This is a genomic window from Streptomyces sp. NBC_01723 (assembly GCF_036246005.1).
Lineage (GTDB): Bacteria > Actinomycetota > Actinomycetes > Streptomycetales > Streptomycetaceae > Streptomyces.
Genome location: NZ_CP109171.1, coordinates 5,653,712 through 5,678,982 on the forward strand (window position 1 = coordinate 5,653,712; position 25,271 = coordinate 5,678,982).

Consider the following 25,271-nt stretch of genomic DNA (forward strand, 5'->3'; position numbering starts at 1 on the left):
GGCAGCCCCCGGCGCCGGTCAGTCCCAGGAGCCCCGCGCCGCCGGCAGTCCCCGCACCTCCGCCAGGTCCCGCTCGGTCAGCCGCAGCCCGGCCGCCCCGGCGTTCTCGCCCACCCAGCGCTCCCGCTTGGTGCCCGGCACCGGCACCACGTGCCGTCCCTGGGCCAGCACCCACGCCAGCGCCACCTGCGCCGGGGTGACGTCGTCGCCGTGCCGGGCCGCTATCCGGCGCAGGCCGGCCACGATCGGCTGGTTGGCGGCCATCATCTCGGCGGTGAAGCGGGGATGCCGGGCGCGCAGGTCCTCCGGCTCGAAGCCCTGCCCGGGCGTCAGCGTGCCGGTCAGATAGCCGTTGCCCAGCGGCATCGCGGCGAGGAAGCCCACGCCGCGCGAGACGCACCACGGCAGCAGGGTGCGCAGCGCCTCCGGCGACCACACCGACAGCTCGGCCTGTACCGCGCTCACCGGGAAGACCTGCTGCACCCGCTCCAGCTGCCCGATCGTCGCGTCGTGCAGCCGCGCCCCCGGCCGCCGGGCCGACCGCGCGCCGACCGCGCAGAGCCCGAGCGCCCGCACCTTCCCCGCCCGCACCAGGTCGGCCATCGCGCCCCAGGTCTCCTCGACCGGTATCTCGGGGTCGGCCCGGTGGAGTTGGTAGAGGTCGATGACGTCCGTCTGGAGCCGGCGCAGCGAGGCGTCGCAGGCCCGTCGCACATAGCCGGGGCGGCCGTTGGCCACGATGTGCTGCTCGCCCACGAGGAGTCCGACCTTGGTCGACACGAAGGCGTCGGACCGCCGCTCCCGCAACACCCGCCCCAGCAGCAGCTCGTTGGTGAACGGGCCGTACATGTCCGCCGTGTCCAGCAGGGTGGCGCCCAGGTCGAGGGCCCGGTGCACCGCCCTGACCGACTCGTCACCCCGCTGCCGCGACGTGCTGTACGCCCAGCTCATCGGCATGCATCCCAGTCCGACGGCCCCCACCGCGAGCGCCGTCGCGCCGATCGTCCTGCGCTCCACCTGGTCGTGACCCTCCCTCGTCAGGCCACCCAACCTAACCTCTGCCCCTCCGCCTCCCTGACATAGCCTCCTGACCATGACTGCTGACGTGTGGCTGCCCATCCCGCCGGACGAGATCGAGGGCCTCCCCGAGGGCCCCGTGTACCGCCACTGGAACGGCGAGGAGACCTTCCCCGCCGACCCGGCCGACTGCGCGTACTACGTCGTCCCCTACATGAAGCCCAGCGGGATCGGGACCCGCCCGCTGCCCGGCATGCGCTCCGTCCAGGTCGTCCAGACCCTCTCCGCGGGCATCGACCACGTGGAGCCCGGACTCCGGCACCTGCCCCCGGGCGTCCGGCTGTGCAACGCCCGCGGGGTGCACGAGGCCAGCACCGCGGAGCTGACCCTCGCCCTGATCCTGGCGTCGCTGCGCGGTATCCCGGACTTCGTTCGGGCCCAGGACCGGGGCGAGTGGCTCGGCGGGTTCCGGCCGGCGCTCGCCGACCGGAGGGTGATCGTCGTCGGGTACGGATCGATCGGCGCCGCGATCGAGGACCGGCTCGTGCCTTTCGAGGTCGCGCCGGTCGTGCGCGTCGCGCGCTCCGCACGCACCACGGCGCGCGGTCCGGTGCACCCACTCACCGAACTGCCCGCCCTGCTCCCGGAGGCCGACGTCGTCATCCTCTCCACGCCGCTCACCGAGACCACCCGCGGGCTCGTCGACGCGGAGTTCCTGGCCCGGATGAAGGACGGCGCCCTGCTCGTCAACGTCGCGCGCGGGCCGGTCGTCGACACGAAGGCGTTGCTCGCCGAACTGGAGAGCGGACGCCTCACCGCCGCCCTCGACGTGACCGACCCCGAACCGCTGCCGCCGGGCCACCCGCTGTGGCATGCTCCCGGCATAGTCATCAGCCCGCACGCCGGCGGGCCGACCTCCGCCTTCCTGCCGCGCGCCAAGCGGCTGCTGGTGGACCAGTTGAACCGTTTCGTGAACCAGGAACCACTGCGCAACGTGATCCTGACGACGGGCGCGTAATCCGTTTCGGGCACCCTCCGCAATCCCCCGGATGCGGTGGGTGCGGGCATATCCGCTGGTCGTCACGGAGCGTAGAGAACCTATGTCCCTGAGTGACGATCCTGGTGTATCGTCCGACAGGGGATGCGCCGCGCACCGTTCGGCGCCGGGGATGGACATCTCAGACTGTGAGGGGGGCGACGGGCGATGCACGGCCTATGGACGAACGACCCGACGCGGCGGAGCCGCCGCCGGCGACCCTGGCGCACGACCACGACCGCGCGCAGACGGGGTCGGCACAGCCATCCCGCCCAGTGCGAGCCTCACCGCCGCCGGCCGGGCGGCCGCGGGAGGCCCCGGTGAGCCCGCCGTCCGCGCCCACGCTGGACGGAGCGCTGCGCGCACAGCCGACCCCGGGACCGCTGCTGCCCCGGCCCTCGGCCGCCTCCCGCGGCCCCACCTTCGTCCGCCAGCTCGTGCTGGCCCTGGTCTGCGCGTGCTACGCCGTCGGGTCCGCGCTCGGCTGGGGTTCGGAGTACGCCGCCAAGATCATGGGCGACTTCGGGCTAAGCGCCGCCGCGGGCGCCGCCGCCGTCTCCTGCTTCCTCTACGCCCGCGGACGCCGCGTCCGTTTCCGGCCGGCGTGGCTGCTCTTCGCCCTCTCCTCGGCCATGGCGTCCCTGGGCAACCTGGTCTGGGGGTGGTACGAGGTCGTCCTGCGGGTGCCCGTGCCCAGTCCCAGCTATGCCGATCTGTTCTTCCTGTGCTTCGCGCCGCCCGCCATCGTGGGGCTGCTCGTCCTGGCCAAACGGCCGGTCACCAAGGCCGGCTGGATCTGCCTGGGCCTGGACGCCTGGCTGATCGGCGGCTCGCTGCTGACGCTGGCCTGGAGCCTCGCGCTCGCCCAGGCGGCCAAGGCCGAGGGCGGGTCCAGCGTGGCGCACTCCGCGCTCTCGGTGGCGTATCCGCTGCTCGACATCGCGCTCGTCAGCATGGTGCTGGCGCTGCACTTCAGGCGCTCGCCCGTCTGCCGTTCGGCCGTCAACACCGCCATCGGGGCGCTCGCCCTGACGGTGATGTGCGACGCCCTCTTCACCTCTCCGCTGTTCCACAACAACTACCGCTCCGGCCAGTTGCTCGACGCGGGCTGGTTCGCCGGCTCCCTGCTGCTCGCCTACGCCCCCTGGGCCGCGACCCGGCGCGGACGGGCCCCGGACACGGAGGGCGCCGGCGGGCACACACGCGTGGTGCGCGAGCACGTGCCCGGACAGCGCGGCTCCGGCCACCCGCAGGCACCACCGCCCGCGCCGGCACCGGGTGGTGAGCGGGGGCGCTATCCGACCGCCCGGCCCATCGCCGGATCCCTGGCCGCGCTCACCCCGTACCTCGCCGCCGCGGTCTGCACCCTGGGCATCCTCTACAACGTGCTCAACGGCCGCAGCGTCGACCGCGTGGTGCTGCTGACCGGCGGCACCGTGGTGCTCGCCCTCGTCGTCCGGCAGGGCATCATGCTGCTCGACAACATCGTCCTCACCCAGGAACTGGCCCAGAAGGAGAACCACTTCCGCTCCCTGGTGCAGGGCTCCAGCGACGTCATCATGATCGCCGCGCCCTCCGGCATCCTCCGCTACGTCTCCCCGGCCGCCGCCGGTGTCTACGGCCGCCCCGCGGAGGAACTGGTCGGCAGCGAACTGGCCGGGCTCATCCACCCGGAGGACCTCGGCTGCGTGATGCACGAGGTGCGCCGGTTCCTCGCCGCCAGTCCCGTCGAGGAGCCGACCGCGCGCATCGAGTGCCGCTTCCGCTCCGGGGACGGCGGCTGGCTCAACGTCGAGTCCACCGTCAACCGCCACCACGGCGGCCTCATCTTCAACAGCCGGGACGTCACCGAGCGGGTGCGCCTCCAGGCCCAGCTCCAGCACAACGCCGAACACGACCCGCTCACCGACCTGCCCAACCGCGCCCTGTTCACCCGGCGCGTCCAGCAGGCCCTCTCCGGCCGCCGCGCCCTGGACTGCGGTGCCGCCCTGCGCGGTACGGCGGTGCTCTTCATCGACCTCGACGGCTTCAAGGGCGTCAACGACACCATCGGCCACCAGGCCGGGGACGAACTGCTCGTACAGGCCGCCCGCAGACTCCACGAGGCCGTCCGCAAGGGGGACACCGCCGCCAGACTGGGCGGCGACGAGTTCGCGGCCCTGATCGTCGGGGACGGGGCCCGGGACCGGGCCGCGCGCGAGGGCCACATCCGGGAACTCGCCGACCGTCTGCGGATGACCCTCTCCCAGCCCTACCTCATCGACGGCAACGACGTCCGTGTCAACGCCTCCATCGGCGTCGCCTTCGCCGAACCGGGCCTCGGTGCGGGCGAGTTGCTGCGCAACGCCGACCTCGCGATGTACCGGGCCAAGGCGGGTGGCAAGGGCCGCGTCGAGCTGTACCGGCCGCAGATGCAGCAGGACGTCGTGCGCAAGGCCGAGCTGGCCACCCGGCTGCGGGTCGCGCTGCACGACGGCGAGTTCGCACTGCTGCACCAGCCCGTGGTCTCCCTGACGGACGGCCGGATCACGTCGGTCTGCGCCCAGGCGCGCTGGCGCTCCTCGCAGGGCGTGCTGTTCACCCCCGCCGAGTTCCTGCGGGTCGCCGAGGACGCCGACAAGACCGCCGAACTGGACCGCTGGGTGCTCCAGGAGGCCGTCGAGCAGGCCGCCGAACGCGCGGCGACCGGACTGCCGGTCACCGTGGCCATACGCATCGGGGCCCGCCGCCTGCTGGACCGCTCGATGCCGCTGGGTTCCGTGGAGGCCCAGCTGACCCGGCACGGACTCCCGCCGGGTTCTCTCCTGATCGAGCTGTCGGACATCGACCCACGGGTCGGCCTGGACGAGCTGGACCGCCGGCTGAACGCGCTGCGCAGGGTGGGTGTCCGGATCGCGCTCGACGGCTTCGGCAGCGGCTACGCGGCGATCACCGCGCTGCGGCGCCTGCCCGTGGACGTGCTCAAGCTCGACCGCGGGCTGATCGAGGGCGTCGTGGAGTCGGCGCGGCTGCACAAGATCACCAGCGGTCTGCTGCGCATCGCCACCGACCTCGGGCTGAAGTCCGTGGCCGACGGGGTGGACCTGCCCGAGCAGATCGTCGCCCTGCGGGCGATGGGCTGCACGCACGGACAGGGCATGGCGTTCTCCGGGCCGCTGGACGAGTACCGGCTGCGCAGAGCGCTGGGCACCGGCCACTACCCCGTGCCGCACGGACCGGCCGAACCGGCCTTCGCGGGCGGCGCCAAGGGGGTGTACGGCAAGAGCGTCGGCGCCACCGCCGCCGGCCAGGTCCCCGGCGGGCTTCCGTCGGGACTGCCGGCCGTCCTCGGTGGTGGTACGGCACTGCGCTCACATAATGAGACTCCCGTCCCACCCACTTGACAGTGGGTGCGCGCCGGGGGGAGGGTCAGTGCCATGCGCACCCGAATTCTCGTACTTGGAAAGCGCGTCGGCTGAAGCTGGTGATGTCCGGTCCACCCGGACTCCCGGCGACCCACACCCGACGCGCTCCCCTCGCTTGCCTTATGGCACGAGGGGTTTTTTGTTGCACAGGCACCCGCCGAGCAGCAGCCGCAGACCGCACGAAACCTCGCAAAAACCCTCAGCATCGAGAAGAGAATGCCGATGACCGAGCAGGCCACCGGGGCCCATCACCCGCAGCCGCGGCCCCGTTCCGGAGGACAGCAGTCCGCCCCCGAGTCCGTGACGGGTGCGAAGTCCCTCATCCGCTCGCTTGAGGAGGTCGGGGTCGACACCGTATTCGGCATTCCCGGCGGCACGATCCTTCCCGCCTACGACCCGATGATGGACTCCAGCCGGGTGCGCCACGTGCTCGTCCGTCACGAGCAGGGCGCGGGCCACGCGGCCACCGGCTACGCGCAGGCCACAGGCAAGGTCGGCGTCTGCATGGCGACCTCCGGTCCCGGTGCCACCAACCTGGTGACGCCGATCGCGGACGCCAACATGGACTCGGTGCCGCTGGTCGCGATCACCGGCCAGGTCGTCTCCAAGGCGATCGGCACGGACGCCTTCCAGGAGGCGGACATCGTCGGCATCACGATGCCGATCACCAAGCACAGCTTCCTGGTCACCAAGGCCGAGGACATCCCGAAGACGATCGCCGAGGCGTTCCACATCGCCTCGACCGGCCGTCCGGGGCCGGTCCTCGTCGACATCCCGAAGGACGTGCTGCAGACGCGGACGACCTTCTCCTGGCCGCCGGTCACGGACCTGCCCGGCTACCGCCCGGTCACCAAGCCGCACGCCAAGCAGATCCGCGAGGCCGCCAAGCTCATCTCGGCCGCGAAGCGCCCCGTGCTCTACGTCGGCGGCGGCGTGCTCAAGGCGCAGGCCACCGCCGAGCTGAAGGTCCTCGCCGAACTCACCGGAGCGCCCGTCACCACCACCCTGATGGCGCTCGGCGCGTTCCCCGACAGCCACCCGCTGCACGTGGGAATGCCGGGCATGCACGGTGCGGTCACCGCCGTCACCGCGCTGCAGAAGGCCGACCTGATCGTCGCCCTCGGAGCCCGCTTCGACGACCGCGTCACCGGCAAGCTGGACAGCTTCGCCCCGTACGCCAAGATCGTCCACGCCGACATCGACCCGGCCGAGATCGGCAAGAACCGCGCCGCCGACGTCCCGATCGTCGGCGACGCCCGCGAGGTCATCGCCGACCTCGTGCAGGCCGTCCAGAAGGAGCACGACGAGGGCAACCGGGGCGACTACACCGCCTGGTGGAAGGACCTGACCCGCTGGCGCGAGACCTACCCCCTCGGTTACGACCAGCCCGAGGACGGCTCGCTCTCCCCGCAGCAGGTCATCGAGCGCATCGGGCAGCTGGCGCCCGAGGGCACGATCTTCGCGGCCGGCGTCGGCCAGCACCAGATGTGGGCCGCGCACTTCGTCCAGTACGAGAAGCCCGCCACCTGGCTGAACTCCGGCGGCGCCGGAACCATGGGCTACGCGGTCCCGGCCGCCATGGGCGCCAAGGCCGGCATGCCCGGCAACGCGGTCTGGGCGATCGACGGCGACGGCTGCTTCCAGATGACCAACCAGGAACTGACCACCTGCGCCCTGAACAACATCCCGATCAAGGTCGCGGTCATCAACAACGGCGCCCTCGGGATGGTCCGCCAGTGGCAGACCCTGTTCTACAACCAGCGGTACTCCAACACCGTGCTCCACTCCGGCCCCGAGGACGTCAACCCGGACGCCCGCGGCACCCGCGTCCCCGACTTCGTGAAGCTGTCGGAGGCCATGGGCTGCCACGCCATCCGCTGCGAGGACCCCGCCGACCTCGACAAGGTCATCGAGGAGGCGAACTCCATCAACGACCGGCCCGTCGTCGTGGACTTCATCGTCCACGAGGACGCGATGGTCTGGCCGATGGTCGCCGCCGGCACCTCCAACGACGAGATCATGGCCGCCCGGGACGTCCGCCCGGACTTCGGCGACAACGAAGACGACTGAGAGCCGTCAGGACTTCAAGCAGAGGAAGCAGACCATGTCCAAGCACACGCTCTCCGTCCTGGTGGAGAACACCCCCGGCGTCCTCGCCCGGATCACCGCCCTCTTCTCCCGCCGCGGCTTCAACATCGACTCGCTCGCCGTCGGCGTCACCGAGCACGCCGACATCTCCCGCATCACCATCGTGGTGAGCGTCGAGGACTTCCCGCTGGAGCAGGTGACGAAGCAGCTCAACAAGCTCGTCAACGTGCTCAAGATCGTCGAGCTGGAGCCCGCCCAGGCCGTCCAGCGTGAACTCGTTCTGGTGAAGGTGCGCTCCGACAACGAGACGCGCTCCCAGATCGTCGAGATCGTCCAGCTGTTCCGCGCCAAGACCGTCGACGTCTCCCCGGAGGCCGTCACCATCGAGGCCACCGGCAGCAGCGACAAGCTGTCCGCCATGCTCAGGATGCTGGAACCGTACGGCATCAAGGAACTCGTCCAGTCCGGCACGATCGCCATCGGCCGCGGCGCCCGTTCGATCACGGACCGCTCGCTGCGCGCACTCGACCGGTCCGCATAACGACGGCGACGGGCGGCCGGAGCGACGACCGGCCGCCCGTATGCCGAGACCCCGAAACTTCCCTTCCCCCCACCGGCATACGGTGGGACGCAACACCTGCACACAAGGAGAGAACCCAGTGGCCGAGCTGTTCTACGACGCCGACGCCGACCTGTCCATCATCCAGGGCCGCAAGGTCGCGGTCATCGGGTACGGCAGCCAGGGCCACGCCCACGCCCTGTCGCTGCGCGACTCCGGCGTCGACGTGCGCGTCGGTCTGCACGAGGGCTCGAAGTCCAAGGCCAAGGCCGAGGAGCAGGGCCTGCGCGTGGTGAGCCCGTCCGAGGCCGCCGCCGAGGGCGACGTCATCATGATCCTCGTCCCGGACCCCATCCAGGCCGAGGTCTACGAGAAGCACATCAAGGACAACCTTAAGGACGGCGACGCGCTGTTCTTCGGTCACGGCCTCAACATCCGCTACGGCTTCATCAAGCCCCCGGCCGGCGTGGACGTCTGCATGGTCGCCCCCAAGGGCCCGGGCCACCTGGTGCGCCGTCAGTACGAGGAGGGCCGCGGCGTTCCCTGCATCGCCGCCGTCGAGCAGGACGCCTCCGGCAACGCCTTCGCGCTGGCCCTGTCGTACGCGAAGGGCATCGGCGGCACCCGCGCCGGCGTCATCAAGACGACGTTCACCGAGGAGACCGAGACCGACCTCTTCGGCGAGCAGGCCGTCCTCTGCGGTGGCACGGCCGCGCTGGTCAAGGCGGGCTTCGAGACCCTGACCGAGGCCGGCTACCAGCCGGAGATCGCCTACTTCGAGTGCCTGCACGAGCTGAAGCTGATCGTGGACCTCATGTACGAGGGCGGCCTGGAGAAGATGCGCTGGTCGATCTCCGAGACCGCCGAGTGGGGCGACTACGTCACCGGCCCGCGGATCATCACCGACGCCACCAAGGCCGAGATGAAGAAGGTTCTCGCCGAGATCCAGGACGGCACCTTCGCCCGGCAGTGGATGGACGAGTACCACGGCGGTCTGAAGAAGTACAACGAGTACAAGAAGCAGGACTCCGAGCACCTGCTGGAGACCACCGGCAAGGAGCTGCGCAAGCTCATGAGCTGGGTCGACGAAGAGGCGTAGTCCTCACCGCCGGGGGCCGGAGCGACGCCGCTCCGGCCCCTTCGGCGAACCCGGGGTAACGTCGGGCGCACGGCGTTGTCCATCCCGTCCAGCCACGGACGGGTGATCCTTCCGCAGAGGCGCGGGACGACGTCCGCCACGCCACTAGACTGCTGAACACATACGCGTCAGGCCCACAGCGTCGTGCGTCTTCCACGCGGCTTAGCGACACCGAATGCGGCCGTCGGGACGGCCGTCCGCATTGGACTTGTGAGGACTCACGTGAGCTCGAAACCTGTCGTACTCATCGCCGAAGAGCTGTCGCCCGCGACCGTGGACGCGCTCGGCCCCGACTTCGAGATCCGCCAGTGCAACGGCGCGGACCGGGCCGAACTGCTCCCCGCCATCGCCGACGTGGACGCGATCCTGGTCCGCTCCGCCACCAAGGTCGACGCCGAGGCCATCGCCGCCGCCAAGAAGCTGAAGGTCGTCGCCCGGGCCGGGGTCGGCCTGGACAACGTCGACGTCTCCGCCGCCACCAAGGCCGGCGTGATGGTCGTCAACGCGCCGACGTCCAACATCGTGACCGCCGCCGAGCTGGCCTGCGGCCTGATCGTCGCCACCGCCCGCAACATCCCGCAGGCCAACGCCGCGCTGAAGAACGGCGAGTGGAAGCGCAGCAAGTACACCGGCGTCGAACTGGCCGAGAAGACCCTCGGTGTCGTCGGCCTCGGCCGCATCGGCGCCCTCGTCGCGCAGCGCATGTCGGCCTTCGGCATGAAGGTCGTCGCCTACGACCCCTACGTGCAGCCCGCGCGGGCCGCGCAGATGGGCGTCAAGGTGCTGTCGCTGGACGAGCTGCTCGAGGTCTCCGACTTCATCACCGTCCACCTGCCCAAGACCCCCGAGACCCTCGGCCTGATCGGCGACGAGGCGCTGCGCAGGGTCAAGCCGAGCGTCCGCATCGTCAACGCCGCGCGTGGCGGCATCGTCGACGAGGCGGCGCTGTACTCGGCGCTCAAGGAGGGCCGCGTCGCGGGCGCCGGCCTGGACGTGTACGCCAAGGAGCCGTGCACGGACTCGCCGCTGTTCGAGTTCGACCAGGTCGTCGCCACCCCGCACCTCGGCGCCTCCACCGACGAGGCCCAGGAGAAGGCCGGCATCGCGGTCGCCAAGTCGGTGCGGCTCGCCCTCGCCGGTGAGCTGGTCCCGGACGCGGTCAACGTCCAGGGCGGAGTGATCGCCGAGGACGTCAAGCCGGGTCTGCCGCTCGCCGAGCGCCTCGGCCGGATCTTCACCGCGCTCGCCGGCGAGGTCGCCGTCCGCCTCGACGTCGAGGTCTACGGCGAGATCACCCAGCACGACGTGAAGGTGCTGGAGCTCTCCGCCCTCAAGGGTGTCTTCGAGGACGTCGTCGACGAGACGGTGTCCTACGTCAACGCCCCGCTGTTCGCCCAGGAGCGCGGCGTCGAGGTCCGGCTGACCACCAGTTCGGAGTCCCCGGAGCACCGCAACGTCGTCACGGTGCGCGGCACCCTCGCGGACGGCGAGGAGGTGTCGGTCTCCGGCACGCTGGCCGGCCCGAAGCACCTCCAGAAGATCGTCGCCGTCGGTGAGTACGACGTCGACCTCGCCCTCGCCGACCACATGGTCGTCCTGCGCTACGAGGACCGTCCCGGCGTCGTCGGCACCGTCGGCCGCGTCATCGGCGAGGCCGGCATCAACATCGCCGGCATGCAGGTCGCCCGTGCGACGGTCGGCGGCGAGGCGCTGGCCGTGCTGACCGTCGACGACACGGTGCCCTCCGGGGTGCTGGCGGAGGTCGCGGCGGAGATCGGCGCGACGTCGGCCCGGTCGGTGAACCTGGTCTGAACAACCGCGTTCTCAAGCGCCGGACGGGCTGAGTCGGTCAGCCTGTTCGGCGTTTTCCGTGGGCGCTTCCGGACGCACCCTGATGTGCCGCAGACCCATCGCCGCCAGCCCCGCGGCCGCCAGGAGCACCAGCGCCCCCGCGAGCGCGGCGCCCCGCATGCCGTCGGCGAACGCCTCGCGTGCCGCCGTCGCCAGGACGTCTCCCGCGCGCCCGGGCAGTTCGGCGGCGACGGCCAGCGCGCCGCCGAGGGTCTCCTGGGCCGGAGCGGGTGCGTCCGACGGCATGCCGTGGCGGTAGAGCGCGGTACCGATGGAGCCGAGGGCGGCCATCCCCAGCGCGCCGCCGAACTCCGTGCCGGTCTCCAGCAGTGAGGAGGCCGAGCCCGCCCTCTCGACCGGGGCCGAACTCAGCGCCAGGTCGGTGAGCTGGGACATCACGACGACGATGCCGGCGGCCAGTACCCCGCACGCGGTCAGCACCAGCCACAGCGAGCCGGTACCGGCCAGGGCCATCAGCACGTAACCGACCGCCCCCGTGCCGAAGCCGGCCGTCACGACGTACGCGCGCTCGACACCGCGCTGGACCAGCTGGGCGGCGACCGGTGCGGCGACGCCGATGAGCACCGACGGCAGCAGGCTCCACAGTGCGGCCTCCAGCGCGCTCTTGCCCAGGACCGACTGAAGGTACTGCGTGGAGAAGTACGCGGAGCCCATCATCCCGAAGGCCGACACGGTGTTGAGGACGAGCGCCGGGGTGAAGCCGTGGCCGCGGAAGAGGGCCGGCGAGATCATCGGCGAGGCCGACGTGCGCTGACGGTGCACGAACAGCGCCGCGAACAGCAGACCGACGGTGATCGAGACGACGTAGCGGACGTTCCAGCCCTCGGAGGGCAGTTCCTTCAGGCCGTAGACGACGGGCAGCACGGCCGCCATCGACAGCGGGACGCTCAGCAGGTCGAAGCGGCCGGGGGAGGGGTTGCGGGACTCGGGGAGCAGCAGCGGGCCGAGGATCAGCAGCAGGGCCATCGCCGGCAGGTTGACCAGGAAGACCGACCCCCACCAGAAGTGCTCGACGAGGACGCCGCTCATGACCGAGCCGAGCGCGATCCCGGCCGTCATCACCCCGGACCACAGCCCGATCGCCTTCGCCCGCTGGGAGGGGTCGGTGAACATCGTGCGGACCAGCGCCATCGTCGACGGCATCAGGGTGGCGCCGCCGATGCCGAGGACCGCGCGGGCCGCGATCAGCGTCTCGGCGGTGTGCGCGTAGGCCGCGAGCAGGGAGGCGGCACCGAAGGCAACCGCACCCACGAGGAGCAGCCTGCGCCGGCCGATGCGATCGCCCAGCGCGCCCATGGTCATCAGCAGCCCGGCCAGCACGAAGCCGTAGATGTCGAAGATCCACAGCTGCTGGGTGCCGCTCGGGGCCAGGTCCGCGCTGATCTCGGGGATCGCGAAGTAGAGGACCGAGACGTCCATCGAGACCAGGAGCAGCGGAAGCATCAGCACGGTCAGGGCGGTCCACTCGCGGCGGCCGGCCCGGGTCGGGTTCGGTGTCATGCCGAGGACTGTACGCACGTCTTATACGTGTGTCTAGAACGACTGTGTAAGACACATGTATAGCGCGACGGGTAGGGTGTGGCCATGGGACACCGTGAGGATCTGCTCGAGGGCGCCAAGCGCTGCCTGCTCGACAAGGGCTTCGTGCGCACGACCGCACGCGACATCGTGCGGGAGTCGGGTACCAACCTGGCCTCCATCGGCTACCACTACGGGTCGAAGGACGCGCTGCTCGCGCAGGCCTACGTCGCGCTGGTGGAGGGCATGGGCGACGCCTTCGAGGGGGACGGAACCCTGGACGAGGCACGGCCCGGCTCCCTGGAGCGGTTCGAGCGGGTGTGGTCGAACATCATCGCCACCATGAAGGAGCCCGGCTCGCTGTGGCGGCTCAGCATGGAGATCGTCGCCTTCGGTGACCGGCTCCCCGAGGTCCGCGCCCATCTGGCGGCGGCCCAGCGCGAGGCCGGACGCGGTCTGATCCCGCTGCTGATGGGCGGCCGGGAGGAGGACGTGACCGACGACACGGCGGACACCCTCGGCATGTTCTACGTGACCCTGATGACGGGCCTCATCGCCCAGTGGACGTTCGACCCGGAGTCGGCGCCCGACGGCGCGGCGCTCGCCGCCGGCCTGCGCCGGGTGATGGAGGCCGCTACAGACGCCGCGCCTTGAGCGCCATGTGCAGCAGCAGCCGGTCCTCCCCGTCGTCCAGGTCCAGGCCGGTGAGCTGTTCGACGCGGGAGAGGCGGTAGTACAGGGTCTGGCGGTGGATGCCCAGCTCGGCGGCGGCGCGGCCGGCCTGGCCCGCGCGGTCGAGGTAGGTCTCGGCGGTGCGGACCAGCTCCCGGTGGGCGGGGGAGAGCAGGACCCGTAGGGCGGGGTCGTGCGCGGACCGCGCGGGCAGCGCGGTCAGCAGGCGGAACGCCCCGATGGACGTCCACTCCGCGACCGGACCGAAGCGGGACTCCGCGCGTGCCGCCCGCGCCGCCGCCGACGCCTCCCACCAGGCCGCCCCCAGCTCCGCCAGTCCGGAGCGCGGCGCGGAGACCCCGGCCGCGAGCCCGCCGCCACGGGCCCGTTCGAGGAGCCGGCCCGCCGCCGAGGTCGCCGGGGTCAGCACGTCCGCCGAGCGCAGCCGCACCAGCAGGGCCAGCGACTCGCCCGCGGTGCCCCACGGCACCGTGCACAGCGCCGTCGCCGCCGGCACCGTGCGGACCGAGGGCGCGTCCTCGGGATCGGCCGACGGCCAGGGCGCCACGCAGACCACCGCGTGCAGGGCGTCCGCGCGGGCACCCAGCGCGGTGCGCAGCTCCGCCACCGCCATGTCCCGCTGCCAGTCCCGCTCCGCGGTCAGCACCGCCCGCAGCTCCCGGCTCAGGTCCGCGCCGTGCTGCGCCTCGTCCGCGAGCAGCGCGCCGATCCGGGCGGTCACCGCCATGGCCGCGGTCAGCTGCCGCTCCGTCGGACCGGGGTCGGTGTCCAGGAGCCACACATAGCCGAGGACCACGCCCCGATGGCGTACCGGCAGACAGGTGCGCCCCCGGTACACCCCCGCCTCCGGGGTCGGCGGGATGCGGACCGGGCCGGTGGCGCGGGTGATGCCGAAGCCCTCGAACCAGGCCCGGACGGCCGCGGTGGAACGCCGGGTGAGGATCGAGCGGGTGCGCACCGGGTCCAGGGCGGAGGGGTCGAGGTCGCCCTCGCTGTCGTAGGCACCGAAGGCGATCAGCTCGAAGTCGCGGTTCTCCAGGGTCGCCGGGGCGCCCAGCAGCTCGGAGATCTCGTCGACCAGCTCCTGGTAGTCACCCTTGGAATCCGTCGTCACCCGGGCATTCTGCCGCATTTGCGCGCCGCTTTCATACACATGTCTGAGATCTGCGGCACGGATGCGTGACAGCTGTCGATGGCCGACGATCGGGGGGATCCTTAGATTTCACGGTGGTTCTCCGTGCCGTCCCCCGTCCGTCGGGCTACGGCCTCGTGTTGGTTGGTAAGTGGAGGTGCCCCGTGCTGGGTCCCGTGATTCTCGCCGCGTCGCGCAGCGACCGGATGCGCCGGCTGGTGTCGGCCGCGCCCGTGACCAAGCCGGTCGTCGACCGGTTCATCCCCGGCGAGACGGTCGACGAGATCGTGCCGATCATCCGGGACCTGACCGACCGGGGCCTGGAACTGACGATGGACGTCGTCGGCGAGGACATCACGACCCCCGAGCAGGCCGAGGCCGCCCGCGACGCCTACCTGGAGCTGATCGACCGGCTGAAGCCGCTGGACCTCGGCACCCGCGCCGAGATGTCGGTCAAGCTGTCGATGTTCGGCCAGGCGCTGGACGGCGGCCACGAGCTGGCCCTGAAGAACGTCCGCCCGGTCGTCGAGGCCGCCGCCGAGATCGGCACCACCGTCACCCTCGACGCCGAGGACCACACCACCCTCGACTCGATGTTCGCCATCCACGACGAGCTGCGGAAGGACGTCCCGCAGACGGGCTGCGTCATCCAGGCCTACCTCTTCCGCACCGAGGCCGACGCGCGCCGCCTCGCCGACAGCGGCTCTCGCGTACGGTTGGTGAAGGGCGCCTACAAGGAGCCCGCAGAGGTCGCGTACCAGCAGCGCCACGAGATCGACAAGGCGTACGTCCGCATCCTGCGCACCCTGATGGAGGGCGAGGGCTACCCGATGATCGGGTCGCACGACCCGCGCCTGATCTCCATCGCCCAGGAGCTGGCCCGCACCGCCGGGCGCAAGCTCGACGAGTACGAGTTCCAGATGCTGTACGGCATCCGCGGCGACGAGCACCTGCGGCTGGCCGCCGAGGGCCACCGCATGCGCGTCTACACCGCCTACGGCACCGACTGGTACGGCTACTTCATGCGCCGTCTGGCGGAGAAGCCGGCGAACCTCCGGTTCTTCGCCCGCTCGATGGTCAGCAAGGGCTGAGCCCGCACCCGCTCGCAAGACCGCTCAGTAAGGAGTAACGGAAACCATGGACGCTGTGACCCAGGTCCCCACCCCCGTCAACGAGCCGGTGCACGGCTACGCCCCCGGCTCGCCCGAGCGTGCCCGTCTGGAGGTCAAGCTCAAGGAGCTGGCCGACAATCCGGTCGACCTGCCCTGCACCATCGGCGGCGTCAAGCGGATGGGCGGCGGTGAGCGCTTCGACGTCGTGCAGCCGCACAACCACAAGTCCCGCCTGGGCACCTACGCCAACGCCACCCAGCAGGACGCCCAGGACGCGATCGACGCCGCCCTGGCCGCGGCCCCGGCGTGGCGCGCGATGTCCTTCGACGACCGCGCGGCGATCATCCTGCGCGCCGCCGAGCTGCTGTCCGGCCCGTGGCGCGAGACCATCGCCGCCTCCACGATGCTCGGCCAGTCCAAGACGGCCCAGCAGGCCGAGATCGACAGCCCCTGCGAGCTGATCGACTTCTGGCGCTTCAACGTCCACTACGCCCGCAACATCCTGGCCGAGCAGCCCCCGGCCAACTCCCAGGGCGTGTGGAACCGCATGGACCACCGCCCGCTGGAGGGCTTCGTCTACGCGATCACGCCGTTCAACTTCAGCGCGATCGCGGCCAACCTGCCCACCGCCCCGGCCCTCATGGGCAACGTGGTGGTCTGGAAGCCGTCCCCGACGCAGACCCACGCCGCCGTGCTGCTGATGCAGCTCCTCGAGGAGGCCGGGCTGCCCAAGGGCGTCATCAACCTCGTCACCGGCGACGGCATCGCGGTCTCCGAGGTCGCCCTGGAGCACCGGGACCTCGCGGGCATCCACTTCACCGGTTCGACCAAGACCTTCCAGCACCTGTGGAAGACGGTCGGCAACAACATCGAGAAGTACCGCACCTACCCGCGCCTGGTCGGCGAGACCGGCGGCAAGGACTTCCTCGTCGCCCACCCGAGCGCCGACCGCGCGGTGCTCAAGACCGCGCTGACCCGCGGTGCCTTCGAGTACCAGGGCCAGAAGTGCAGCGCCACCTCCCGCGCGTACATCCCGGCGTCCATCTGGAACTCCGGTTTCAAGGAGGAGTTCGCCGCCGAGGTCGACTACCTCACCATGGGTGACGTCACCGACCTGTCGAACTTCGTCGGCGCCGTCATCGACGCGCGGTCCTTCGCCAAGAACAAGGCGGCCATCGACCGCGCCAAGGCCGACGAGACCTGCACCATCGTCGCGGGCGGCTCCTACGACGACTCGGTCGGCTACTTCGTCCGCCCGACCGTCGTCGAGTGCACCGACCCGGAGAACGAGGTCTTCCGCACCGAGTACTTCGGCCCGTTCCTCGCCGTGCACGTCTACGACGACAGCAAGGCCGACGCGTACGACGAGATGCTCACCCAGATGGAGTCCGTCTCCGACTACGCCCTCACCGGCTCGGTCATCTCCAACGACCGTGCGGCGGCGGCGTACACGATGGAGAAGCTGCGCTACGCGGCCGGCAACTTCTACATCAACGACAAGTCGACCGGCGCCGTGGTCGGCCAGCAGCCCTTCGGCGGCGGTCGTGCCTCCGGCACCAACGACAAGGCCGGCGCCCCGCAGAACCTGATGCGCTGGACGCTGACCCGCGCCATCAAGGAGACGCTGGTCGCGCCGACCGACTACACGTACCCGCACATGGGCTGACGCCCTGTGAGTGACGCCCGGGGGGCCAGGTCGACCGACCTGGCCCCCCGGGCGTTTTCGCAGTTCGGGGGCGTGTGACCGAGGGCACCGTCTCAGATAGTAGGAAGTCCGAGTAATTGTGGAGACAGACGCTCCGCACTCCCTTAGCTTTGTAGGAGCCGAACGTACCGCTCGATCGAGCGGATGGCGGTCGTGAGCCGGGCCCCGCGCAGGCAACCCCTGCGGCACCGCGCTCCCCGCCCCTTCCGGCGTCTCTCCGTACCGCTCGCTCTCCGCGCTCCCTTAGTGCCGAAGGAGTCGATTCCCATGGCCGAGACGACCGTCCGCCGCCGAGTCCGCCACCTCTCCCGCAGCGCCGACTCCGACCGCAAGAACGCCGCGGCCGCCCTCCAGCGCGCCCTCGACCGCCGGGACAACGGCGGCTCCACCGGACACTGAGCCACGGGCGCGAGGCGTCCGCATGCCGGACGCCTCATGTCATCCCGTGGGACGAGGAGTAGGGTGCCGCACATGTCGGCAAGTTCTCGCAGCCTCAATCTCGCAGTGATCCCCGGTGACGGCATCGGCCAGGAGGTCGTGGCCGAAGGCCTGAAGGTGCTCTCCGCCGTCCTTCCGCAGGATGTGAAGCTGGAGACCAAGGAGTTCGACTTCGGTGCCCGGCGCTACCACGCCACCGGTGAGACCCTCACCGACGCCGACCTCGACGCCCTCAAGGGCCACGACGCCATCCTGCTCGGCGCCATCGGCGACCCGACGGTGCCGTCCGGCGTCCTGGAGCGCGGCTTCCTGCTCAAGCTCCGCTTCGCCTTCGACCACCACGTCAACCTGCGCCCGTCCAAGCTGCTGCCGGGTGTCGCCACCCCGCTCGCCGGACAGCCGGAGATCGACTTCGTCGTCGTCCGCGAGGGCACCGAAGGCCCGTACACCGGCAACGGCGGCACCATCCGCAAGGGCACCGAGCACGAGGTCGCCACCGAGGTCTCCGTCAACACGGCCTACGGTGTCGAGCGCGTCGTCCGCGACGCCTTCGCCCGCGCCCAGGCCCGCCCCCGCAAGAAGCTCACGCTGGTCCACAAGAACAACGTGCTGACCTTCGCGGGCCACCTGTGGACCGACATCTTCAACAAGGTGGCCGCGGAGTACCCCGAGGTCACCACCGACTACATCCACGTCGACGCCGCCACGATCTTCCTGGTCACCCAGCCCGAGCGCTTCGACGTCATCGTCACCGACAACCTCTTCGGCGACATCATCACGGACCTCGCCGCGGCCGTCTCCGGCGGCATCGGCGTCGCCGCCAGCGGGAACATCAACCCGTCCGGCGACTTCCCCTCGATGTTCGAGCCGGTGCACGGCTCCGCGCCCGACATCGCCGGCCAGGGCAAGGCCGACCCGACCGCCACGGTCCTGTCCGTCGCCCTGCTCCTGCGCCACCTCGGGTACGAGGGCGAGGCGGCCCGGATCGAGGGGGCCGTCTCCACCGACCTCGGCGAGCGCGGCGACCTGCCGGCGCGCAGCACCTCCGAGATCGGCGACGCGCTCGCCGCCCGAGTAGCCGGCTGATCCGGCGCACTCGAAATCCAACCTTTCGAAGCCGCCGGGTCCGAGAAACAAGGCATCCGGCGGCTTTCTCCTGCGTCCGCCAGGTGCGACCATCAGACCCTGGGCCGCATTCACCCCGTTTCATCCGTCGCCGGCCGCGCGCGATACTCGAACGCGAAGTCGTGACATGAGGGAATGCTCGGACGTCCTAGCACCGGCCACCGGCCGTACGGGCGTGACAGCGGCCCGTCACAATCAAACCGGTGAAGGACATCAACCCATGACGACGCGCACGATCGAGCTCAAGCCCTCCGCCAACCCGCTCTCCGACGCGGAGCGGCAGGCGATTCTGGCCAACCCCGGATTCGGCCGCCACTTCACCGACCACATGGTGACGATCAAGTGGACCGAGGGCCGCGGCTGGCACGACGGCCAGCTCGTCCCGTACGCCCCGCTCTCCCTCGACCCGGCCACCATGGTCCTGCACTACGCGCAGGAGATCTTCGAGGGACTGAAGGCCTACCGCCGACCCGACGGGAGCGTCGCCACCTTCCGGCCGGAGAAGAACGGCCGCCGCTTCCAGGCGTCCTCGCGCCGCCTCGGCATGCCCGAGCTGCCGGTGGAGACGTTCATCGAGGCGTGCGACGCGCTGGTCCGCCAGGACCAGGACTGGGTCCCGGCGCACGGTGGCGAGGAGTCCCTCTACCTGCGCCCCTTCATGATCGCGACCGAGGTCGGCCTGGGCGTCAAGCCGGCCGGCGAGTACCTCTTCCTGGTCATCGCCTCCCCGGCCGGCGCCTACTTCCCGGGCGGCGTCAAGCCGGTCTCCATCTGGGTCTCCGAGGACCGCGTCCGCGCCGTCCCCGGCGGCATGGGCGACGCCAAGACCGGCGGCAACTACGCGGCGTCGCTGCTCGCGCAGGCCGAGGCGGCGGCCAAGGGCTGCGACCAGGTCTGCTACCTCGACGCGGTCGAGCACCAGTGGGTCGAGGAACTGGGCGGCATGAACCTGTACTTCGTGTACGGCGACAAGATCATCACGCCCTCCCTCACCGGTTCCATCCTGGAGGGCGTCACCCGCGACTCCCTGCTCACCGTCGCCCGTGACCTCGGCTACGAGGCGGAGGAGGGCCGCGTCTCGGTCGAGCAGTGGCAGCGCGACTCGGAGAACGGCACCCTCACCGAGGTCTTCGCCTGCGGCACCGCCGCCGTGATCACGCCGGTCGGCACGGTGAAGCGGGCCGGGGTGGAGTGGAAGCAGAGCGGGGGCGAGCCGGGTGAGGTGACGCAGCGGCTGCGTACGGCGCTGCTGGACATCCAGCGGGGCACCGCCGAGGACAAGCACGGCTGGATGCACCGGCTGGCCTGACGTACCGGCGTGGGGGCGGGCCTCGCTGAGGGCTGCGCCCCCGGACCCCCGCTTCGGCCTAAACGGCCTCGTCCTCGAACACCGGCTGGGCCGGGTGGGCCACCGCGGGCTCCGCCGGGAACGAGCCCGGGCTCTGCGCCAGCAGTACGTACACCACCCCGCCCACCAGCCCCGACAGCAGGAAGCTGCAGTCCACCCCGCCGGTCAGGGAGAGCAGGGGGCCCTCGTAGGACGGCAGGGACACGGCCAGGACGCCCACCGTCGCGCCCACCGCCCAGGCGGCCGTCGCGGGGACGTTCCAGCCGGCGCGGTACCAGTAGATCCCGCCCCGCGCGCGGCGGTTGAAGACCTGGAGCGCGTCGGCGTCGTACACCCCGCCGCAGCGGACCGAGCCGATCATCGTGATGACCGCCCACGGCGTGCCGATCGCCGTGAGCAGCAGCACGAACGACGTCATCGCCGACTGCGCGTCCCAGGCGTAGTGCCCGGCGAACACGCAGGCCGTGGCGACGACGGCGACGGCACAGGTGGCGCGGGCGCGGGAGGCGCGCGGCAGGATGGCGTCCAGGTCGAGGCCCATCGAGTAGAGCATCAGCCCGGCGTTGCCCACCGAGCCGGCCGAGGCGGCCAGCAGCAGCGGGACCAGGTACCAGGCGGGGGCGGCGTCGACCAGCGGGCCCGCGTAGTCGAGGGCGGCACGGGCGGCGTACGCCGTGAAGGTGCCGAAGAGCTGCGGCACGAGCAGCCCCAGCATCAGCCCCAGCCAGGTCGCGTGCAGCACCCGGCGCGAGGAGAAGCGGGCCGGTGAGATGTAGCGGGTGTAGTCGCCGAGCAGCGTGATGAAGGCGATCGGCCCGGACAGTCCCGCGGCCACGGCGGCAAGCAGCCACGTCGGCCAGAAGCCGCCCAGCAGGTACCCTCCGGCCTCCGGGAGCGCGGCGGTGGTGAAGTCGGGGGCGTAGGCGATCACGCCCAGGACCAGCAGGGCCGTCATGGCGTAGGCCAGCACCTTGGACATGGCGAGCAGCACCCGGTAGCCGTAGACCGCGCCCGCGACGGTCGCCGCGGCGAGCAGGCCGTAGACGACGGCGTACGCGGCCCCGCCCTGCGGGAGTCCGAAGAGGCGGCCGAGCACGCCCATCATCACGTCCCCGCCGATCCACACGGTCAGCGCCGTGTAGCCGAGGGCCAGCAGCAGCCCGACCACCGAACCCACCAGCCGCCCGCGCACACCGAACTGGGCGCCGGACGACGTGGACAGGTTGGTGCCGGTGCGCAGCGAGACCAGCGCGAGCGGTGCCGTGAACAGCGTGCCGACGACCGTGCCCGCCACCACCGCGCCGACCGACGCCCACCAGCCCAGGCCGAAGGACGGCGGCAGCCAGCCGAAGACGATCACGCCGAGGCAGAGGTTGGAGCCCAGCAGGATCGAGACGAGATCCCTGGGTCCGCTGGTGCGTTCCTCCTCGGGGATGGTGTCGACTCCGCACTGTTCGATCGGCATGGCTGGTCTCCTTCGACGGCCGCCTGTTGGTTTAGAGCGACGTTCAATGTGACGTCTGCTTGTGCCGCCCGTCAATGGTTCCGTTCCAGGGATGCCCTGTTTAGAGTGGTGTTCTAAGGTCGGGATAGCAAGGAGGTGCCGCGTCGTGAGACTGACCCCCACGGAACGTGACCGGCTGCTGCTCTTCGGGGCGGCCGAGCTGGCCCGGGCCCGTCGGAACCGCGGGCTCCGGCTGAACGTGCCGGAGGCGACCGCGCTGATCGCGGACACCGTGTGCGAGGCCGCTCGCGACGGTGCCCGTCTCGCCGAGGCCGTCGAGCGGGCCCGGTCCGTGCTCGGCCCGGACGACGTGCTGCCAGGCGTCGCGGACGTGGTCACCGAGGTCCATGTGGAGGCCGTCTTCGACGACGGCTCCCGGCTCGCGGTCGTCTCCGCCCCGATCGGGGGCGGGGGACTGGGCCCGGCGGGCCCGGGGGCCCTGCTGCCGGGTCCCGACCACGCCGAACCCGAGGCGGCGCTCCGGCTGCCGGTCACCAACAGCGCGACCGTGCCGGTCTCCGTGACCTCCCACTTCCACTTCTTCGAGGCCAACCCGCGCCTGGACTTCGACCGCGAGCGGGCCTACGGCATGCGTCTCGCCGTCCCCGCCGGGTCCTCGGTCCGCTTCGGGCCCGGCGAGAGCGCCGAGGTCGGCCTGGTGCCCATCGGCGGGCGGCGGGTCGCGATCGGGTTCGCCGGACTGGTCGACGGGCCGCTGGACGCGCCGGGCGCCAAGGAGGAGGCCCTGCGGCGGGCGGCGGCCTGCGGATACCTGGGCGTGCCCCCCGTAGCAGACGGATCACCGGAAGGAGGCGTGCGATGAGCCGCTCCAAGGGACGCGAGATCAGCGAGTCGATCCACATCGACCCGTACGCCTACGCCGCCACCCACGGCCCCCGTGCGGGCGACCGGCTGCGCCTCGGCGACTCGGGGCTGGTGATCCGCGTCGAGTCCGACGCCCAGCTCCAGGGCGACGAGTTCCTGGCCGGGTTCGGCAAGACCGCCCGCGACGGGCTGCACCTCAAGGCCGCCGCGGTGCGCGAGACCTGCGACGTCGTCATCAGCAACGTCGTGGTCATCGACGCGGTCCAGGGCATCCGCAAGGTGTCGATCGGCATCCGCGAGGGCCGCATCCACGCCATCGGCCGGGCCGGCAACCCCGACACCCTCGACGGCGTCGACGTGGTCGTCGGCACCGGCACGTCCATCGTCTCCGGCGAGGGCCTGATCGCCACCGCCGGAGCCGTCGACACCCACGTCCACCTGCTCTCCCCGCGCATCATGGAGGCGTCGCTCGCCTCCGGCGTGACGACGGTCATCGGCCAGGAGTTCGGGCCGGTCTGGGGCGTCGGCGTCAACTCGCCCTGGGCGCTGAAGCACGCCTTCGGCGCCTTCGACGCCTGGCCGGTCAACATCGGGTTCCTGGGCCGGGGGTCCTCGTCCCACGAGGCACCGCTGATCGAGGCGCTGGCCGAGGGCGGCGCGTCCGGCTTCAAGGTGCACGAGGACATGGGCGCCCACAGCCGCGCCCTCGACACCGCCCTGCGCGTCGCCGAGGAGCACGACGTCCAGGTCGCCCTGCACAGCGACGGCCTCAACGAGTGCCTGTCGGTCGAGGACACCCTCCGTGTCCTGGAGGGCCGCACCATCCACGCCTTCCACATCGAGGGCTGCGGCGGCGGACACGTCCCCAACGTGCTGAAGATGGCCGGCGTCCCCAACGTCATCGGCTCCTCCACCAACCCCACCCTGCCCTTTGGCCGGGACGCGGTGGCCGAGCACTACGGCATGATCGTCTCCGTCCACGACCTCAAGACCGAACTGCCGGGCGACGCCGCCATGGCCCGCGACCGCATCCGCGAAGGGACCATGGGCGCCGAGGACGTGCTGCACGACCTGGGAGCCATCGGCATCACCTCCTCCGACGCCCAGGGCATGGGCCGGGCCGGCGAGACGGTCCGCCGCACCTTCGCGATGGCCGGCAAGATGAAGGCCGAGTTCGGCGCCCCCGACGACGACAACGACAACGAGCGCGTCCTGCGCTACATGGCGAAGCTGACCGTCAACCCCGCCATCGCCCACGGCCTCGCGCACGAGGTCGGCTCCATCGAGGCCGGCAAGCTCGCCGACATCGTGCTGTGGCGCCCGGAGTACTTCGGCGCCAAGCCGCAGCTCGTCCTCAAGGCGGGCTTCCCGGCGTACGGCGTGGTCGGCGACCCGAACGCGGCGACCGACACCTGCGAACCCCTCGTCCTCGGCCCGCAGTTCGGCGCGCACGGCGCCACCCCCGCCGAGATCTCGGTCGCCTTCGTCGCGCAGGCCGCCGTGGATCAGGGGCACGACACGATGCCCACCCGCCGCCGCCGGGTCGCCGTGCGCGGCACCCGCGGCATCGGACCGGCCGACCTGCGCCTGAACTCCCGCACCGGACAGGTCGACGTCGACCGGCGCACCGGCCTGGTCACCCTGGACGGCGACCCGCTGCGCTCCGAACCCGCCGAGTCCGTATCCCTCAACCGCCTCTACTTCCTGTGAAGGTGCCCGCCATGACCCCTGCCGCCGACGGCTTCCGCATGCCCGCCGAGTGGGCCCCGCACGAACGCACCTGGATGGCGTGGCCGGGCCCCAACCCCACCTTCGAGGACCCCGGGGACCTGGCCGCCGCGCACATCGCCTGGGCCGGTGTCGCCCGCGCCGTGCGCCGCTTCGAACCGGTGACCGTGGTGTGCGGTCCGGGCCGGTCCGCCGAGGCGCGGGCGCTGCTCGGCGACGGCATCGACACCGTTGAACGGGAGCTGGACGACGCGTGGATGCGGGACATCGGCCCCACCTTCCTCACCGGACCGGACGGGCTGGCCGCGGTCGACTGGACCTTCAACGGCTGGGGCGCGCAGGAGTGGGCCCGCTGGGAGCACGACGCGAAGATCGGCGCGCACGTCGCCGACCTCGCGGGCGCCCGGACCTATGCCTCGCCGCTCGTCAACGAGGGCGGCGGCATCCACGTCGACGGCGAGGGCACCGTGCTGCTCACCGAGACCGTGCAGCTCGGGCCCGAACGCAACCCCGGCTGGACGAAGGAGCGGGTCGAGGCGGAGGTGCACGCCCACCTCGGCACCAGCAGGGCGATCTGGCTGCCCCGCGGCCTCACCGGCGACTACCCGCCCAACGGGTTCGGCACCCTCGGCCACGTCGACATCGTCGCCGCCTTCGCCGCGCCGGGCGTCGTCGTCGCCCACCACCAGCCGGACCCGGCCCACCCCGACCACGAGGTGACCAAGGAGGCCATCGGCGTCCTGCGCGCCGCCACCGACGCCCGGGGCCGCCGACTGGAGGTCGTCGAGGTGCCCGCCCCGACCGTCCTGGAGGCCGACGGCCACTGGGCCGACTACTCCTACATCAACCACTACCTGTGCAACGGCGGCGTCGTCCTGTGCGCCTTCGACGACCCGCGCGACGAGATCGCGGCCGGCATCTTCCGCCGCCTGCACCCTCGGCGGACGGTGACCCTGGTGGACGCGCGTACGATCTTCGCGGGTGGCGGGGGCATCCACTGCATCACGCAGCAGCAGCCGAAAGTCTAGG

General features: G+C 71.5%; 19 protein-coding genes. 15 read left to right on the forward strand and 4 right to left on the reverse strand.

What is annotated here, in order from left to right; translation table 11 throughout:
• Nucleotides 1–18: 18 nt before the first annotated feature.
• Nucleotides 19–1,017 (reverse strand): aldo/keto reductase, encoded by a 999-nt coding sequence (locus tag OIE75_RS26315; protein ID WP_161331433.1) that lies wholly within the window; start codon nucleotides 1,015–1,017, stop codon nucleotides 19–21.
• Nucleotides 1,018–1,093: 76 nt separating this feature from the next.
• Here OIE75_RS26315 and OIE75_RS26320 point away from each other — a divergent pair, with 76 nt between their 5' ends.
• The 6 genes from OIE75_RS26320 (at nucleotide 1,094) to serA (ending at nucleotide 11,054) form a co-directional block, all read left to right on the forward strand.
• The gene (locus tag OIE75_RS26320) at nucleotides 1,094–2,035 is read left to right on the forward strand and encodes a 2-hydroxyacid dehydrogenase (protein ID WP_329472294.1); all 942 of its coding nucleotides are present in this window, start codon (nucleotides 1,094–1,096) and stop codon (nucleotides 2,033–2,035) included.
• A 338-nt stretch (nucleotides 2,036–2,373) separates the two neighbouring features.
• Entirely contained in the window at nucleotides 2,374–5,436 is a 3,063-nt protein-coding gene (locus OIE75_RS26325; RefSeq protein ID WP_329472295.1) for an EAL domain-containing protein, read from the forward strand.
• 243 nt (nucleotides 5,437–5,679) lie between these two features.
• Nucleotides 5,680–7,527 (forward strand): acetolactate synthase large subunit, encoded by a 1,848-nt coding sequence (locus OIE75_RS26330; protein ID WP_307015236.1) that lies wholly within the window; start codon nucleotides 5,680–5,682, stop codon nucleotides 7,525–7,527.
• Between the two features lie 34 nt (nucleotides 7,528–7,561).
• Nucleotides 7,562–8,086, forward strand: coding sequence for an acetolactate synthase small subunit (ilvN, locus tag OIE75_RS26335; protein WP_122617626.1), 525 nt, complete (start codon nucleotides 7,562–7,564; stop codon nucleotides 8,084–8,086).
• A gap of 118 nt (nucleotides 8,087–8,204) precedes the next feature.
• Entirely contained in the window at nucleotides 8,205–9,203 is a 999-nt protein-coding gene (gene ilvC, locus OIE75_RS26340) for a ketol-acid reductoisomerase (RefSeq protein WP_329472296.1), read from the forward strand.
• A 261-nt stretch (nucleotides 9,204–9,464) separates the two neighbouring features.
• On the forward strand, nucleotides 9,465–11,054 hold the full coding sequence (serA, locus tag OIE75_RS26345; protein ID WP_307015237.1) for a phosphoglycerate dehydrogenase: 1,590 nt from the start codon (nucleotides 9,465–9,467) through the stop codon (nucleotides 11,052–11,054).
• Nucleotides 11,055–11,066: 12 nt separating this feature from the next.
• Here serA and OIE75_RS26350 read toward each other — a convergent pair whose 3' ends face one another.
• Entirely contained in the window at nucleotides 11,067–12,614 is a 1,548-nt protein-coding gene (locus OIE75_RS26350) for an MFS transporter (RefSeq protein ID WP_329472297.1), read from the reverse strand.
• Between the two features lie 84 nt (nucleotides 12,615–12,698).
• On the opposite strand from OIE75_RS26350, the gene OIE75_RS26355 reads away from it, so the two are divergent.
• Nucleotides 12,699–13,286, forward strand: a complete 588-nt coding sequence (locus OIE75_RS26355; RefSeq protein ID WP_329472298.1) for a TetR/AcrR family transcriptional regulator — start codon at nucleotides 12,699–12,701, stop codon at nucleotides 13,284–13,286.
• Here the strand turns inward: OIE75_RS26355 and OIE75_RS26360 are convergent.
• Nucleotides 13,267–14,457 (reverse strand): PucR family transcriptional regulator, encoded by a 1,191-nt coding sequence (locus OIE75_RS26360; protein ID WP_329472299.1) that lies wholly within the window; start codon nucleotides 14,455–14,457, stop codon nucleotides 13,267–13,269. The genes OIE75_RS26355 and OIE75_RS26360 overlap by 20 nt on opposite strands.
• A gap of 164 nt (nucleotides 14,458–14,621) precedes the next feature.
• Between OIE75_RS26360 and OIE75_RS26365 the strand changes: the two genes are divergently transcribed.
• The 5 genes from OIE75_RS26365 to OIE75_RS26385 all read left to right on the forward strand — a co-directional run bounded on the left by OIE75_RS26365 (nucleotide 14,622) and on the right by OIE75_RS26385 (nucleotide 20,146).
• Entirely contained in the window at nucleotides 14,622–15,548 is a 927-nt protein-coding gene (locus tag OIE75_RS26365; RefSeq protein ID WP_307015241.1) for a proline dehydrogenase family protein, read from the forward strand.
• 46 nt (nucleotides 15,549–15,594) lie between these two features.
• Nucleotides 15,595–17,235, forward strand: coding sequence for an L-glutamate gamma-semialdehyde dehydrogenase (gene pruA / locus OIE75_RS26370; protein ID WP_307015242.1), 1,641 nt, complete (start codon nucleotides 15,595–15,597; stop codon nucleotides 17,233–17,235).
• 306 nt (nucleotides 17,236–17,541) lie between these two features.
• The gene (locus OIE75_RS26375) at nucleotides 17,542–17,673 is read left to right on the forward strand and encodes a hypothetical protein (RefSeq protein WP_107420291.1); all 132 of its coding nucleotides are present in this window, start codon (nucleotides 17,542–17,544) and stop codon (nucleotides 17,671–17,673) included.
• A 72-nt stretch (nucleotides 17,674–17,745) separates the two neighbouring features.
• The gene (locus tag OIE75_RS26380; RefSeq protein WP_307015243.1) at nucleotides 17,746–18,798 is read left to right on the forward strand and encodes a 3-isopropylmalate dehydrogenase; all 1,053 of its coding nucleotides are present in this window, start codon (nucleotides 17,746–17,748) and stop codon (nucleotides 18,796–18,798) included.
• Nucleotides 18,799–19,057: 259 nt separating this feature from the next.
• Complete coding sequence (locus OIE75_RS26385; protein WP_329472300.1) at nucleotides 19,058–20,146, forward strand: branched-chain amino acid aminotransferase; 1,089 nt, start codon at nucleotides 19,058–19,060, stop codon at nucleotides 20,144–20,146.
• 58 nt (nucleotides 20,147–20,204) lie between these two features.
• Here OIE75_RS26385 and OIE75_RS26390 read toward each other — a convergent pair whose 3' ends face one another.
• Nucleotides 20,205–21,650: a cytosine permease gene (locus tag OIE75_RS26390; RefSeq protein ID WP_329472301.1), complete on the reverse strand. Its 1,446-nt coding sequence runs from the start codon at nucleotides 21,648–21,650 to the stop codon at nucleotides 20,205–20,207.
• A gap of 145 nt (nucleotides 21,651–21,795) precedes the next feature.
• Between OIE75_RS26390 and ureA the strand changes: the two genes are divergently transcribed.
• Genes ureA through OIE75_RS26405 form a run of 3 tightly spaced genes read left to right on the forward strand, consistent with a single transcriptional unit; the run spans nucleotide 21,796 to nucleotide 25,270 of the window.
• Nucleotides 21,796–22,512: an urease subunit gamma gene (gene ureA, locus OIE75_RS26395; protein WP_329472302.1), complete on the forward strand. Its 717-nt coding sequence runs from the start codon at nucleotides 21,796–21,798 to the stop codon at nucleotides 22,510–22,512.
• Nucleotides 22,509–24,224 carry an urease subunit alpha gene (locus OIE75_RS26400; RefSeq protein WP_329472303.1) on the forward strand — a complete coding sequence of 572 codons (1,716 nt, stop codon included), beginning with the start codon at nucleotides 22,509–22,511 and terminating at the stop codon, nucleotides 24,222–24,224. The genes ureA and OIE75_RS26400 overlap by 4 nt, the downstream gene beginning before the upstream one ends.
• Before the next feature lie 11 nt (nucleotides 24,225–24,235).
• Nucleotides 24,236–25,270 (forward strand): agmatine deiminase family protein, encoded by a 1,035-nt coding sequence (locus OIE75_RS26405; protein ID WP_307015248.1) that lies wholly within the window; start codon nucleotides 24,236–24,238, stop codon nucleotides 25,268–25,270.
• Nucleotide 25,271: the final 1 nt, after the last annotated feature.

Bases quoted from the DNA above. Each gene is read 5' to 3' on its own strand.
- OIE75_RS26320 (WP_329472294.1), top strand. From the start codon at position 1,094: ATGACTGCTGACGTGTGGCTGCCCATCCCGCCGGACGAGATCGAGGGC.
- OIE75_RS26330 (WP_307015236.1), top strand. From the start codon at position 5,680: ATGACCGAGCAGGCCACCGGGGCCCATCACCCGCAGCCGCGGCCCCGT.
- ilvN (WP_122617626.1), top strand. From the start codon at position 7,562: ATGTCCAAGCACACGCTCTCCGTCCTGGTGGAGAACACCCCCGGCGTC.
- OIE75_RS26350 (WP_329472297.1), bottom strand. From the start codon at position 12,614: ATGACACCGAACCCGACCCGGGCCGGCCGCCGCGAGTGGACCGCCCTG.
- OIE75_RS26355 (WP_329472298.1), top strand. From the start codon at position 12,699: ATGGGACACCGTGAGGATCTGCTCGAGGGCGCCAAGCGCTGCCTGCTC.
- OIE75_RS26360 (WP_329472299.1), bottom strand. From the start codon at position 14,457: ATGCGGCAGAATGCCCGGGTGACGACGGATTCCAAGGGTGACTACCAG.
- pruA (WP_307015242.1), top strand. From the start codon at position 15,595: ATGGACGCTGTGACCCAGGTCCCCACCCCCGTCAACGAGCCGGTGCAC.
- OIE75_RS26375 (WP_107420291.1), top strand. From the start codon at position 17,542: ATGGCCGAGACGACCGTCCGCCGCCGAGTCCGCCACCTCTCCCGCAGC.
- OIE75_RS26380 (WP_307015243.1), top strand. From the start codon at position 17,746: ATGTCGGCAAGTTCTCGCAGCCTCAATCTCGCAGTGATCCCCGGTGAC.
- OIE75_RS26385 (WP_329472300.1), top strand. From the start codon at position 19,058: ATGACGACGCGCACGATCGAGCTCAAGCCCTCCGCCAACCCGCTCTCC.
- OIE75_RS26390 (WP_329472301.1), bottom strand. From the start codon at position 21,650: ATGCCGATCGAACAGTGCGGAGTCGACACCATCCCCGAGGAGGAACGC.
- OIE75_RS26400 (WP_329472303.1), top strand. From the start codon at position 22,509: ATGAGCCGCTCCAAGGGACGCGAGATCAGCGAGTCGATCCACATCGAC.
- OIE75_RS26405 (WP_307015248.1), top strand. From the start codon at position 24,236: ATGACCCCTGCCGCCGACGGCTTCCGCATGCCCGCCGAGTGGGCCCCG.